This is a genomic window from Spirosoma sp. KCTC 42546 (genome assembly GCF_006965485.1).
In the GTDB taxonomy this organism is placed as follows: domain Bacteria; phylum Bacteroidota; class Bacteroidia; order Cytophagales; family Spirosomataceae; genus Spirosoma.
Map to the genome: position 1 here is coordinate 5,182,937 of NZ_CP041360.1, position 13,097 is coordinate 5,196,033.

7 protein-coding genes are annotated in these 13,097 nt (G+C 49.7%); 5 read left to right on the top strand and 2 right to left on the bottom strand.

Going from position 1 to position 13,097, the window contains the following annotated elements; genetic code table 11:
• Positions 1-81: 81 nt before the first annotated feature.
• Together EXU85_RS21340 and EXU85_RS21345 are read right to left on the bottom strand one after the other, a co-directional pair.
• Positions 82-2,373, bottom strand: a complete 2,292-nt coding sequence (locus EXU85_RS21340; protein WP_142774035.1) for a DUF4331 family protein — start codon at positions 2,371-2,373, stop codon at positions 82-84.
• A 25-nt stretch (positions 2,374-2,398) separates the two neighbouring features.
• Entirely contained in the window at positions 2,399-4,090 is a 1,692-nt protein-coding gene (locus EXU85_RS21345) for a DUF4331 domain-containing protein (protein WP_142776786.1), read from the bottom strand.
• A 950-nt stretch (positions 4,091-5,040) separates the two neighbouring features.
• On the opposite strand from EXU85_RS21345, the gene EXU85_RS21350 reads away from it, so the two are divergent.
• The 5 genes from EXU85_RS21350 (at position 5,041) to EXU85_RS21370 (ending at position 13,064) form a co-directional block, all read left to right on the top strand.
• Positions 5,041-5,673: a TetR/AcrR family transcriptional regulator gene (locus EXU85_RS21350; RefSeq protein ID WP_142774036.1), complete on the top strand. Its 633-nt coding sequence runs from the start codon at positions 5,041-5,043 to the stop codon at positions 5,671-5,673.
• Positions 5,674-6,101: 428 nt separating this feature from the next.
• Positions 6,102-8,927 carry a M14 metallopeptidase family protein gene (locus tag EXU85_RS21355; RefSeq protein ID WP_142774037.1) on the top strand — a complete coding sequence of 942 codons (2,826 nt, stop codon included), beginning with the start codon at positions 6,102-6,104 and terminating at the stop codon, positions 8,925-8,927.
• Between the two features lie 322 nt (positions 8,928-9,249).
• Positions 9,250-12,060: a M14 metallopeptidase family protein gene (locus EXU85_RS21360; protein ID WP_142774038.1), complete on the top strand. Its 2,811-nt coding sequence runs from the start codon at positions 9,250-9,252 to the stop codon at positions 12,058-12,060.
• Between the two features lie 207 nt (positions 12,061-12,267).
• Positions 12,268-12,630, top strand: a complete 363-nt coding sequence (locus tag EXU85_RS21365) for a DUF4180 domain-containing protein (RefSeq protein ID WP_142774039.1) — start codon at positions 12,268-12,270, stop codon at positions 12,628-12,630.
• A gap of 20 nt (positions 12,631-12,650) precedes the next feature.
• Entirely contained in the window at positions 12,651-13,064 is a 414-nt protein-coding gene (locus tag EXU85_RS21370) for a hypothetical protein (protein ID WP_142774040.1), read from the top strand.
• Positions 13,065-13,097 lie beyond the last annotated feature (33 nt).

The following is a 13,097-nucleotide window of genomic DNA, read 5'->3' on the forward strand; positions in this document are numbered from 1 at the left end:
GTTTGTAGTCTGAAGTTTGAAGTTGGCTGACGCGATCTTATTCCCTATGTTAACCAACTTCAAACTTCAAACTCATACGGATTACTGCCGAACCATCTTAATAATCTTCCGTTCGGTTGGTGTTGTTACTTGCAGGAAGTAAAGGCCGGATTGCTCGCCCAAACGTAGCGTATGGCGTTCAACACTACCCGCCTGGTTAATCGTCTGCTGACCCATCGACTGACCCTGGCTATTGATGACACCCAGCTTCAGTACCTGCCCTTCGGCACCCGTTACTTCAACGGTTACGTCACTGTTCGTTGTCGGGTTGCCCAGTACACGTACCAGCAGAGGTGCCACTTTTTCAGGTGCCCCAATACGTGCCTGGCCGCAAGGCGTACGGAAATCGAAGTCGAAACTCACTTTAGAGCCCGGATCGCCTACATAACGGGCTTCTACTGTCAGGAATCGACGGCTATTGGCATCCATACGCAAGGGCGCTTCAATCTGGCGATTCACGGTTGTACCCCAAACCCCATTGACAACCCCCGCAGCCTGGTACTCAACAACACGGTTAGGATCACCGCCGATTCGCCCAAAGGTGATATCGCCCGTGCTACAGTTGTAGCTCAACACGGTTACCGATAGTGGTTTTGCCGTGTTCTGGTCTGGACCCACATACCCTCGCCCGATAAAACCTCTCCAGGGGTCCTGCACAAATGGGAAACTAGCCTTCAGCGTTGTATCATTTTTGACAACACCCGCATTGAAACTAAGTACTTTGCCTAAGCTTGCCGTTACGGGCGACTGACCGGGTACAAAATCATCGTACCACAACCCAATAGCCGCCAGCACCACACCACCCACCGCCTGCAACTCAATGGTGGTCACGTCATCCTCTAACCGACGACCATTCGGAAATCCATCCATGTTGGGAATGAACTGAAGGTTCGGATTGGCATAGGTCGCATCGGTCAAGCCCAACACGGCTGCCTTCACCAGACCCAGCGAGCTGAAGTTGGGGTCGTTGCGGGGGGTAGCGGGCACGGCCATGTTCAACCGCAGCATATCGCCCAGGGTAGGCAGGAAGTTGTGAATGAAGGGTTTACCGGCTGCCAGAGGATTGCCTGCTTTTCCTGTTGCCAGTTGATAGGGCTTCAGGTTAGGCACCCCTGTATAGAAAATAGGCAGCAAGTCAACCGCTCGTGGGCTGGCATTGTCAGGCAGTAACACTTTACCGAAAGCGGCTTCGGCCAGGGCTGTTCCATCCAGGGCAGCATTGCCTTTAAGACCAAACAAACCGGGCTTGCCATTGCGGAAGTCAAACGAACCCAATGATTTCGACTGAATACGGAGTGCCGACAAACCGGGAATGGCCGCACCAAACTGCGAATCGTCCATGTAGAGGGCTAATTCAGGATTGGTAAAGTACTTGGCAAACTGCAGATCATTGCCACCATAGGGGGTAAACGAGTTCCACTTGTCTTTCATGCCAATAGGAATAACCGCTTCGTTGGTCAGGGGCATACCCAAACGGGATACCTGTACCCAGCCACCATCGTAGCCTACGTCGCCACCGTTATAAATGGTTTTGATCTGACGACGGCTCGACGAAGCCCACACTCCGACTACATAATCAGGGTCCAGAATGTTAGCCGCCTGTGCTACCGTTTTACCACTCTTTTGCAGCGTCGATACGGGCACTTCAATGGCAATTGTATGGCAGTTAAAGTGGTACAATGCATCCCGCGCCTGCGCTGTGGATCGGAAGTTTCCGACGTCGAAGATGCCGCCCAGATCAACGAAGAAGGGATCATCAATTGGTCCGCAGAAAATCCGCTCCCCTGTCGAGGATGTCGTGATTGCCTTGGTTGCCAGTTCATTGTACGATGCAGCGCCCAAACCAACGGCTTTATCTTCAATGGAACGAGGCCCAATGTTTGCTGGTGGCACTACGCCATTGCTCACAATCGTTGTCCAGCTCTGACCACCATTGGTACTGCGTTCGCAGGTGTAGGTTGTTTTTTGATTTTGCTTACCTAATCGGATATTAAAGAAGGTAGTTGGGTCCTCGTTTTTGATCGAAAACGTAAATCGGTACGTAATATCGTCGCCGGGTGTAGCCGCATTGTTCTTGACGTGAATTTCATACCGGATGTTCTCCCCGAAGGTGTACCAGTTAGGCCCACCAGCTGGATCTTCAAACGGGATGTAGTTAGCGATCAGCACTATTTTTTCCGCGTCGGTTGGGCTTTTGAACGCATATACGTCGGTATTGTCGGCCAATGGATCGCTGGAAATTAACGGGGCTTCGCGGTGCGACGATGCCAGCAGCTGACTATAGGGCATATACGTCAGTACCGCCGTCAGCAAAATGTGAAGTATCTTTTTCATGATTATTGCTAGATGGTTGACGTGATTAGAATTTGGTCACTTTGGTATAGTTAAGACCACGCCAGGGTGTTTGCACGTAGGGGAAGCTAGTTTTCAGCGTCGTGTCATTTTTGGTAACGCCCGCGCTAAACTTCAGCACGTTCCCTAAATTGGCCGTTACGGGCGACTGACCGGGTACAAAATCATCGTACCACAACCCAATAGCCGCCAGCACCACACCACCCACCGCCTGCAACTCAATGGTGGTCACGTCATCCTCTAACCGACGACCATTGGGAAAGCCGTCCATGTTGGGAATGAACTGAAGGTTCGGATTGGCATAAGTGGCATCGGTCAAGCCCAACACGGCTGCCTTCACCAACCCCAGCGAACTGAAGTTGGGGTCGTTGCGGGGGGTAGCGGGCACGGCCATGTTCAACCGCAGCATATCGCCCAGGGTAGGCAGGAAGTTGTGAATGAAGGGTTTACCGGCTGCCAGAGGATTGCCTGCTTTGCCTGTTGCCAGTTGATAGGGCTTCAGGTTAGGCACCCCTGTATAGAAAATAGGCAGCAAGTCAACCGCCCGTGGGCTGGCATTGTCAGGCAGTAACACTTTACCGAAAGCGGCTTCGGCCAGGGCTGTTCCATCCAGGGCAGCATTGCCTTTGAGGCCAAACAAACCGGGCTTGCCATTGCGGAAGTCAAACGAACCCAATGATTTCGATTGGATTCGGAGCGCTTTTAACGACGGAACGGCTCCACCAAACTGTGAATCGTCCATGTAGAGCGCCAGCTCTGGGTTCGTGAAATACTGCGCAAACTGCAGATCATTGCCCCCATACGGCGTGAGCGTATTCCACTTGTCTTTCATGCCGATGGGTATCACCGCTTCATTGGTCAGAGGCATTCCCAGGCGCGATACCTGTACGTATTCGCCATCAAAGCCTACATCGCCACCGTTGTAGAGCGTTTTGATTTTCTGACGACTTGCTGAGGCCCATACCCCAATCACAAAGTCAGGATCAAGAATGGTGGTTGCCTGCGAAACGCTCTTGCCATCTTTCTGCAACAGACTGACCGGAATTTTCAGGGCAATCGAATGCACGTTGTAGCGGGCCAGTCCATCTTTCGGTGCATTGACCGGGTTGCCATCGGGTCGGAAGTTACCCACGTCGAAGGCTCCGGCCAGGTCAACGAAGAAGGGATCATCAGCGGGACCGCAAAAGACTTTCTCGCCGGATGAAGCCGTAGCAATGGACTGTTCAATGAGTTCGTTATACGATTTACCTAAACCAAGACCCGGTGTGTCGATAGAGCGTGGCCCGATGTTATAAGCGGGTACTACGCCGTTACTAACGATTGCCATAAAAGGGCCGCCGTTCACACTTTTTTCGCAGACGAAGGTCGTTTTCAGGTTTTGCTTACCCAGGCGGATGTTGAAAAACGTGCTTGGGTCTTCGTTGTTGCGGAAAAACGTAAATCGATACGTAATGTCGTCGGTTGCGGTATTCGCCTTGTTTTTAATGTGAATCTCATACCGAATCCGTTCGCCAAAGGTGTAGTAGTTCGGGCCGCCATCGGGCAACTGAAACGGAATGTAGTTCGCAATGATCGTAATTGTGTTCGGGTCGTCAGGACTTTTGAACGCATACACATCGGTATTATCAGCCAGCGGATCGTTGGAAATCAGCGGGGCTTCACGGTGACTGGAGGCATACCCTCCAATCGTTAGCAGCATCAAAGCACCACTCAGAAGTAAACTCCTAAGTCGGCCAGAGCACAAAGGAAACGTGCGCATAGATTTTTTGTGTTTAAACGTGAAAAAATTATATAAAAAGGCAATAAATTCTGAGAACAGGCAACAGTTTCCCTTACCAAGCCAGGCGCTTGTCAGGAGCATCAGGTTGTACTAAGAGCGTTGAGAGAGCGGACGATTAATGCCGAAAAATAGAACCTGGAGAAATGGGTCCCTCTGGCAGAAAGCAAGAACAAAAACACTGAAAGTCAGGTAGATGGGTGTATATGTTTTTTATTTCATTTTAGAATGGTTAGAGTATTTTTGCTTAGTTGAACGTATATACTCCTAGTGTCTCGAAATAGTTTTAGTGGTATTTCACTTTATGAAAATAGTAATATGTAATTAGAAAATTTTTTCAAATGAAAGTATTTTAATGTAGTCCATTAAGACATCATCCTGGCCGACTTCTATCGCAAGAATAACATCAATCAAAAAGGCCTCTGTTGTCGAAAAAGGGGCTTTTTAGGTCGTATTTGGATTCCCTTCGAAGCTCATTTTTACCCATTTTCGGACAGAATCTACCTTAAAAACAGCCCGGAATAACCTATTAAATCTGGCAACTGTTGCTCGTTTTTAAATCCAGGTACTAGTCATATTACGTTAGTACAAACAGATATGAACGCAAAAATTCATTACTCAACACCATTGTTATGACTATAGAAACCACTAATCAATTTGATTACCTGATCAGCGGCTCATTATGAAGTACGTTCTGGTATCCATTCAAGGTAAACTGACTAGTCATGCTTGAATGTCTTGCCCCATTAGCTGGTTTCAGTCTGGTAAAATCATAAGTTAACTTCCTGGAAACAACATCCACTCTACCTTCCCAAACGAAGAGTATCAGGCTACCTTTTTTCTTCTAAAAACATAAACCCAATTCATTACATATGGGAACCCGATCCCAGGGCGATATTAAAACCAAGCTTCTCGCAGCCGCTTTGTATTTATTTAACCGATTCGGCTTCGTAAGCGTCCGGCTTCAGCACATTGCCGACGAAGCTGGTGTTAGTGTTGGTAATCTGGCCTATCATTTCAACACAAAAGATGCCCTGGTTGAGGCTCTTTATCAATCCATTCAACTCGCTCAGGAAAAATTACTGTCCGATTTACGCCACCATCCACTCTTCAGCAGCCTGGATCAGTATATCAGAAACACGTTCAGTTTACAACAACAGTACAGCTTCTTTTTCACGGATACGCTAGAGTTAATGCGGGCTTTTCCCAGCCTGAAACAAGCGCACAGAAAGCACCTTGACTGGCAAACCAGACAGGTTGACTGGCTCTTAACATTTAGCTCGGCCAGAGGTGCTTTACGAATTCCAGTAGCCCCTGACTCTTCAGTACTGTTAGCTCACCGATGTATGCTGTTAACAGAGAGCTGGGTGAATTTCGAGCGGATGCGGGGCATTGGTGCCCATGAGCTAACAATAACTAACTATCGTCTTGCCGTTTGGTCGGTATTGAGTCCCTACTTTACCACAAAAGGTATGCTGGAGTTTAAGCATCTCAATTCTCAATAACTAGCATTCAGGGTGTTTAAAGAAAGGGCGACATACGCCATATCTGGGAGATATGGCGTATGTCGCCCTTTCTTTAAACACGGTTAAGACACCCCACAACTCATCCAGTAACAAGTCACGAATGCACCAGTATTTTTACTCAGTTTTCTCCTCCTGCTACACGCATTTTCCTTGACATTCACCTGTATACAAACAAAACTGGTTCAGGGGCTGTCTTACCAATCTGTTACCAGTATTTATAGAAGATAACGAAGATTATATTTGAATTAAGGGGTTATTAAAAATTATATTCTCCCTGCATACCCATTCATAAAATCCAATAAATTATATTGACTTCAGATCTGATCTATATCCATTGGCTCAGTTTTCAGGCAAAATCAAACACCCCTAAACTAACTCGTACAAAATCCCCAATCAATCCATCAACAATGCGTTATTCTACTTATTCATTCCTGGTTATGCTGCTGGTCAGTTTGAGCACAGCAATGGCTCAGACACTCCCCTCTCCCAAGGAACATTTCGGGTTCGACATCGGCGATGATTACCAGCTCGCGACCTACACCCAAACCGAAGCCTACGTTAAGAAGGTAGCTGCTGCTTCTGACCGGACCAAACTGATGGACATCGGCCTGACCGAAGAAGGTCGTCATCAGTTCATGCTGATCGTTTCGTCGCCAGCAAACTTAAAAAACCTGGCGCGCTACCAGGAGATTTCGCAGAAAATGGCCCGTGCAGAAGGTCTCTCCGATGATCAGGCGCGTACGCTGGCGAATGAAGGCAAAGCCGTTGTCTGGATTGACGGTGGTCTGCACGCAACCGAAACCGTTGGTACGCATCAGCTCATCGAAACCATCTATCAACTGGTGAGCCGCAAGGACTCCGAAACCATGCGCATTCTGGATAATACCATTATCCTGCTGACGCACGCCAACCCCGACGGACAGGAAATCGTATCGAACTGGTACATGCGCGAACCTAAACCAGAAAAACGGTCGCTGGATAACCTGCCCCGTTTGTATGAGAAATACGCTGGTCACGACAACAACCGCGATTTCTTTATCATGAACCTGAAGGAAACCCAAAACATTGGCCGTCAATTGTTTGTCGAGTGGTTTCCGCAGATCATGTATAACCACCACCAGGCGGGCCCAGCGGGTTCTGTACTGGCGGGTCCTCCTTACCGCGATCCGTTCAACTACGTTTTTGATCCGTTGATGGTAACGGGTATTGATGCACTGGGTGCCGCGATGATCAACCGGATGAATGTTGAGAACAAACCAGGCTATACTCGTTTGGGTGGTTCTGTATTCTCGACCTGGTACAACGGTGGTCTGCGCACAACGACGCACTTCCACAACATGATCGGGTTGCTTACCGAAATCATCGGGAATCCAACGCCCGAAGAGGTTCCTCTGGTCCCTAGCCGCCTGATCCCTAACGGAAATACGCCGTTCCCGGTTACTCCCCAAAAATGGCATTTCAAACAGTCGATCGAGTATTCGGTATCACTCAACTACGCGGTACTGAACTATGCCTCCCGCTATCGCGACGAATTGTTGTTCAACATCTATAAGATGGGTAAAAACTCCATCGACCGGGGCAGCAAAGATTACTGGGGCCTTTCGCCAAAGAAAATCGACGCGATCAACCACGCGTTTCAGACAGACCCGAAGAAACCAACCTCTACGTCTGCAAACGCGGCTCTGGCACAATACGGATTTATTCCGCGCGGAGGGGGCATGCCGGTTAAATACTTCGATACGATCATGAAGGCCCCTGTCCTGCGCGATCCTCGTGGGTTCATCATTCCAGCCAATCAACCTGATTTCGCAACGGCCGTTAAGTTTGTCAATGCGTTGATCCGCACCGGTATCCAGATTCAGCAAGCCACCGCCGACTTTACAGTAGCGGGCAAAAAGTACCCTGCCGGTTCGTACGTCGTGAAAGCCGATCAGGCATTCCGTCCGCACTTGCTCGACATGTTCGAACCACAGGATCACCCGAACGATTTCCAGTATCCAGGTGGCCCTCCGGTTCGTCCGTATGATGCAGCTGGCTGGACACTGGCGTACACCATGAATGTTCAGTTCGACCGTATTTTAGATGCGTTCGATGGTCCCTTCAAGAAACTACCCTATGGCGAACTTCAGTCGCCGACGGGCCACGTAACGGGAACGGCGGGGGGAGGCTATCTGCTCAGTGCCAAAGCCAACAACTCCTTCATCGCCGTCAATGACCTGCTGGCCTCGGGTGTCGATGTATTCCGTCTGCCCAATGGTGTGGGGGGGAAATCGACGGTCGAGTCGGGTGCGTTTTTTGTGCCCGCTTCAGCCAAAGCGAAATCATTGCTAGACAAGTCGGCAAAAGATCTGGGTATCGAAGTAACGGGCGTTGCTAAAAAACCAACCACCTCGATGACCAAAGTGTCGCCCATGCGAATTGCCTTGTGGGATACCTACGGTGGGTCGATGCCCTCAGGCTGGGTACGCTTCCTGATGGAACAGTACCACTTCCCAATGAAAGTGATTTATCCTGCCGATATCGATGCGGGTGATTTAAAGAAGAAGTTTGATGTCATCATATTCGTAACACGGGCTATTCCACCCGCTACGGGCGCCGATAACGACATTTTCAGAGGTCTGGAACGTGAGCCAAAAGAAGAAAGCACACCGGCTGAATACCGTCCGTGGTTAGGCAAAATCACGGCGACCAAGTCAATCCCACAAATCAAAGCCTTCCTGGAAGCGGGTGGATCGGTGGTAACGATTGGCACCAGCACCAACCTGGCTTACCACCTGAAATTACCCGTTAAAAACGCCCTGACCGAAATGACCGCTGCGGGTACGGAGCGTCCTTTGCCAAACGAGAAATACTACATTCCAGGTAGTGTTCTGCGCGTAAATCTGGACTCGACTCAACACGCCACCTGGGGTATGCCTACACTGACCGACGTCTATTTCGATGCGAGTCCGGTGTTTAAAATTGCGCCTGAAGCCATCGCCAAAGGCATTGTGACCCCACTCGCCTGGTTTGACACCAACAAGCCGCTTCGTAGTGGCTGGGCCTGGGGACAATCGTATCTGCAGGATGGCGTAGCCGCCTTTATGGCACCTGTTGGATCGGGCAAGTTCTATGCGTTCGGACCCGAAATCACCTTCCGGGCACAGGCACAAGGCACTTTCAAACTGCTCTTCAACCAGCTTTACGGCTCCGGCAAGAGCGGATCGCAAGGCAGCGATGTTGTTAGCGAGTAAGTACTCGCTGAACTAAAGAAAATTACACTTCCTCAATAACTAAAAACTGGTAACCGCGTCCGGTGTCACACTCAATTCAGATGTGGTGCAGGGCGCGGTTTACTTTTGATGGCGCCGTGGTGTCGGTTTCTTAAAACCGACACACCGTTCTCGCTTGGCTTCGCCGAGAGAGGTCTATTTTTTAACGGCCTCTGGCCGGTGACGTATAGCAAAAACGGGCCAGAGGCCCTTGAAAAAATAATCCTCACTCGGCGAAGCCAAGCGAGAACGGTGCACGAATGAAGACGTTCGCGCCATCGCATTACCTAACACTTCCTCCATCATGACCAGACTTTTCCAACTCCTTAGCCTGCTCCTGCTGCTCAGCCGAATAGCGGGGCAGGCGCAGACAATCCCGTCGCCCAAAGAGCATTTCGGATTTAACATCGGCGACGATTATCAGCTATCAAACTACACGCAGACTGAGGCCTATTTCAAGAAACTGGCGGCTTCGGATCGGACTAAGCTGGTCGATATTGGCCTGACGGCAGAAGGTCGGCATCAGTACATGCTGATCGTTACCTCGCCTGATAATCAGAAAAAACTGGCTCGCTATAAGGAAATTTCCCAGCAGCTTGCCCACGCTGAAGGGCTCTCTGAGGAGCAGGCACGGGCGCTGGCTAACGAGGGGAAAGCCGTTGTCTGGATTGACGGTGGATTGCATTCTACGGAAACTGTAGGCACCATGCAGCTCATTGAAACGGCCTGGCAACTGGTAAGCCGCAAAGATCCCGAAACGTTGCGCATTCTGGACAACGTCGTTATTCTGCTGACCCACGCCAACCCCGATGGGCATGAACTCGTTGGCAATTGGTACATGCGCGAGTCGAACCCAGAAAAACGTTCGCAGGAGTTTCTGCCGAAACTGTACCAGAAGTACATCGGACACGATAACAACCGCGACTTCTTCATCATGAATCAGCGAGAAACCCAAAACATTGGTCGTCAGCTATTTGTCGAGTGGATTCCGCAAATTCTGTATAATCACCACCAGCGCGGGCCAACCGGAACCGTACTGGCGGGCCCTCCCCTGCGTGACCCCTTCAACTATGTGCTCGATCCGCTGACGGTAACGGGTATGGATGCGCTGGGATCGGCCATGATCAATCGGTTAAACACGGAAAATAAACCGGGTTATACGCGACTGACAGGTACGCCCTACTCGAACTGGTTCAATGGAGGATTGCGCTCCACGACGCTCTTTCATAACATGATTGGCTTGTTGACGGAGATCATTGGCAACCCAACGCCGGAGACCATTCCGCTGGTACCTGACCGATTGATTCCCAATGTGAATTCGCCTTTTCCAATAACCCCCCAGCCCTGGCATTTCAAACAATCCATCGACTATTCGCTATCGCTCAACTACGCCGTACTGGATTATGCCGCCCGCCAGCGGGATCAACTGCTGTATGGAATCTATCGGATGGGCAAAAACTCTATCGAGCGGGGAAGCAAAGATGCCTGGACCCTCTATCCAAAACGAATTAATTCCATTACCCCGAGCTATCAGACCGACCAACGCAAAAGCAGCCCCGCCGGTAGAGGGGCCAGCGAGCTATCCTCGCGCGTCAGTGAAATCCCGACAGCTTATTACGATACCCTTGTAAAGGGGCCGCTGTTACGCGATCCTCGTGGATTTATTATTCCCGCCAATCAACCTGATTTCGCCACGGCCGTTACGTTCATCAACGCCCTGATCAAAAATGGCATCCAAGTCCAGCAAGCCACCACCGACTTTACGGTAGCGGGGAAGAACTATCCGGGTGGTTCGTACGTGGTAAAAACGGATCAGGCCTTCCGCCCGCACGTCCTCGACATGTTTGAGCCCCAGGATTACCCCAACGATTTCCAGTATCCGGGTGGCCCTCCGGTTCGTCCGTATGATGCAGCTGGCTGGACACTGGCGTATACCATGAACGTCAAATTCGATCGGGTACTGGATGGCTTCGATGGGCCGTTCAGGAAGCTGCCCATCGGTGAACGTCAATCACCAGCAGGGCACATTACGGGAACGGCGGGTGGCGGTTATATCCTCAGTGCCAAAGCCAACAACTCATTCATCGCCGTCAATGACCTGCTGGCTTCGGGTGTCGATGTATTCCGTCTGCCCAATGGTGTGGGGGGTAAATCAACGGTCGAGTCGGGGGCGTTCTTTGTGCCTGTTTCAGCCAAAGCCAAGTCGCTGTTAGACAAATCGGCGAAAGATCTGGGCCTTGAAGTAACGGGCGTTGCCAAAAAGCCAACGAGTTCGATGACGAAAGTATCGCCCATGCGGATTGCGTTGTGGGATACTTACGGCGGTTCGATGCCATCCGGTTGGGTGCGTTGGTTGATGGAACAATACCATTTCCCCATGAACGTCATCTTCCCGCAGGAAATCGACGCTGGTGAGTTGAAGCAAAAATTCGATGTGATCGTGTTTGTGAGTCAGGCCATTCCAGCCGTTAGTCGGGAGAATGAACCGTCGGGTTTTAGTGCCCGACGAGAACCAAAACCCGACGAGATACCAGCGGAGTATCGCCCCTGGCTAGGTCGGATCAGCGCGGCCAAATCCATTCCGCAACTCAAGACCTTCCTGGAAGCGGGTGGAACAGTAGTTACTATTGGTAGTAGCACCAATCTGGCGTATCACTTAAAATTGCCGGTTAAAAACGCGCTGACCGAAATGACCAGCGCTGGGCAGGAACGGCCCTTGCCAAACGAAAAATTCTACATTCCGGGCAGTGTTTTGCGGGTCCGTTTAGATTCGACTCAGCACGCTACCTGGGGCATGTCCACGCTGACCGATGTGTATTTCGATGCCAGTCCAGTGTTCAAAATTGCGCCTGAAGCCATTGCTAAAGGCATCGTGACTCCACTCGCCTGGTTTGACACCAGCAAGCCCTTACGCAGTGGCTGGGCCTGGGGACAATCGTATTTGCAGGATGGTGTGGCGGCCTTCATGGCACCCGTGGGTGCGGGTCGATTCTATGCGTTCGGTCCTGAAATCACCTTTCGTGGGCAAACCCAGGGCACCTTTAAATTACTCTTCAACCAGTTGTACAGCATTGGCAAAGCGGGTCCGCAAAGTGGCCAGGCTGTAAGTGAGTGATGTACTGACAATCAGGCGAATCTGAAAAATTCCGGTAAACATATAATCGACATAGATGCTTATCTGTTTGCCGGAATTTTTGCGCCATAGTGTCGGTTTTAAGAAACCGTTCCGCCGTTCTCGCTTGGCTATTTTGTAAAAACCAATATAGCATTTATTAGAAAGCCCTAACACACAGATACCACTGAAAGTCCTCAAACAACCCTAATGGAAATCAAACTACACCAACGAAACGAACTTAACATTCCTGAAGTGATTTCAGAATCTATTGTCATTGATAATACTCAGGACGCGGTCGATTTGTTAGGCAATATATATTACCAGGGTTTTGACAATATCATTGTTCATCAGAAAAACATCACGCCAGATTTTTTTGATTTGAAAACGGGAATAGCGGGTGAAATACTTCAGAAATTCTCAAATTATCGAGTTCGTTTAGCCATAGTTGGCGATTTTAGTAGTTATTCGAGTAAAAGCATACAGGATTTTATGTTTGAAAGTAATAAGCTCGGGCAAATTAACTTTGTCGAATCAGAAGCCGAAGCTATAGATCGGTTGTCAAAAAAATAACCCCTTATTCACTTACCGCCATGAAATCCCACTTCGAGCTTAGCGATGAGTTGTTTGCCGAGCAATTCAAGTCCTGCCGGTTAGATCCAGCTATTTTCAGTCATGAGGCTCACTTGCGATTAGCCTGGATACACATACACCAATACGGTGTTGATACCGCAATCGAAACCATTTGCGAGCAGTTAGTGGCTTTCGTTGACGCACTCGGTGCACGCGATAAATACAATAAAACGCTGACGATTGCGGCCATCCGAGCTGTCAATCATTTTATGAACAAATCGGATGCGAATAACTTCTACGATTTCATCCAACAATTCCCCCGATTAAACTACAATTTCAGGGAGTTGATTTCGGCTCACTATCAAGTGGATATCTACAAGTCTGAGCTTGCCAAACAGGAGTACCTGGAACCAGATTTATTACCCTTTTCGTAGAGATTTAACCACAGAGGCACGGAGAGCACAGAG

Bases quoted from the DNA above. Each gene is read 5' to 3' on its own strand.
- EXU85_RS21340 (WP_142774035.1), bottom strand. From the start codon at position 2,373: ATGAAAAAGATACTTCACATTTTGCTGACGGCGGTACTGACGTATATG.
- EXU85_RS21345 (WP_142776786.1), bottom strand. From the start codon at position 4,090: ATGCTGCTAACGATTGGAGGGTATGCCTCCAGTCACCGTGAAGCCCCG.
- EXU85_RS21350 (WP_142774036.1), top strand. From the start codon at position 5,041: ATGGGAACCCGATCCCAGGGCGATATTAAAACCAAGCTTCTCGCAGCC.
- EXU85_RS21355 (WP_142774037.1), top strand. From the start codon at position 6,102: ATGCGTTATTCTACTTATTCATTCCTGGTTATGCTGCTGGTCAGTTTG.
- EXU85_RS21360 (WP_142774038.1), top strand. From the start codon at position 9,250: ATGACCAGACTTTTCCAACTCCTTAGCCTGCTCCTGCTGCTCAGCCGA.
- EXU85_RS21365 (WP_142774039.1), top strand. From the start codon at position 12,268: ATGGAAATCAAACTACACCAACGAAACGAACTTAACATTCCTGAAGTG.
- EXU85_RS21370 (WP_142774040.1), top strand. From the start codon at position 12,651: ATGAAATCCCACTTCGAGCTTAGCGATGAGTTGTTTGCCGAGCAATTC.